General features: G+C 38.9%; 1 protein-coding gene. It reads left to right on the top strand.

Annotated features, from left to right (window positions below):
* Positions 1-62: 62 nt before the first annotated feature.
* Positions 63-347: a phage terminase large subunit gene (locus V6U79_RS29685; protein ID WP_334616722.1), complete on the top strand. Its 285-nt coding sequence runs from the start codon at positions 63-65 to the stop codon at positions 345-347.
* Positions 348-745 lie beyond the last annotated feature (398 nt).

Raw genomic sequence — 745 nt, 5'->3', positions numbered from 1 at the left:
AGTCATCAAAGACCCAGACGTTGACTCATGGGATGAATATAAGGAAATGACGGAGGAATTAGATGAATAAAATTCTAGCCCTTAATAAATCGCTTTCATTGCGTCGTTATTTCGGCAAGAACTACGACGAATTTATTACATTGAAAAAACTATATACAATTTTCAAAACCGGAAAGTCAGCAAAGAAATCAACAGAGATTGCGCGCTATATTGTCCTCATGGCGTTTTTAGACCAAAGATTTTGTGCCGTGGTCATGCGTAAGGTTTTGCTGGATCATGAGAAATCTACATTCCCGGCAATAATCAAGGCATTTAACAGACTGCAAGAACAAACAGGCTATAACTGACGTGCCGATTGAGAGGTTTACAAAGGCGCAAAGAACCCGCACATAATCAACGTTAAGACAGGGCAAATTTTCCGTTTTGTTTCTTTTGACAAACCGGAAAGTATGGCGGGTTTAGAATTAGAGGATGAACGCCTTTACTACGGCATAATATGATTTGAAGAGCCGATGCAGATTGCCGATAAGAACGAAAACGGGTTCATTGACTCACAAAAACAAAAGCAGGAAAAGGAAAATTTCGATATTATCCGGTCGTCTGCATTCCGTGGTAAGCAATTACCAGGTCAGCATAGGGAAATTATTTTCTCTTTTAACGATTGATCGGATGGCGATTATTGAATTATTGAAAAATACGTGAAGAAATTCATTGCCGAAAATTCCGGCATATTAGACAAAAAGGG

It is taken from the genome of Micromonospora psammae, assembly GCF_036902725.1.
GTDB lineage: Bacteria > Actinomycetota > Actinomycetes > Mycobacteriales > Micromonosporaceae > Micromonospora.
Note: the sequence above shows the minus strand (reverse complement) of the source record. Positions and strands in the feature narration are given on the sequence as shown.

Excerpts from the sequence above, each read along its gene's own strand:
- V6U79_RS29685 (WP_334616722.1), top strand. The coding sequence starts at position 63 with ATGAATAAAATTCTAGCCCTTAATAAATCGCTTTCATTGCGTCGTTAT.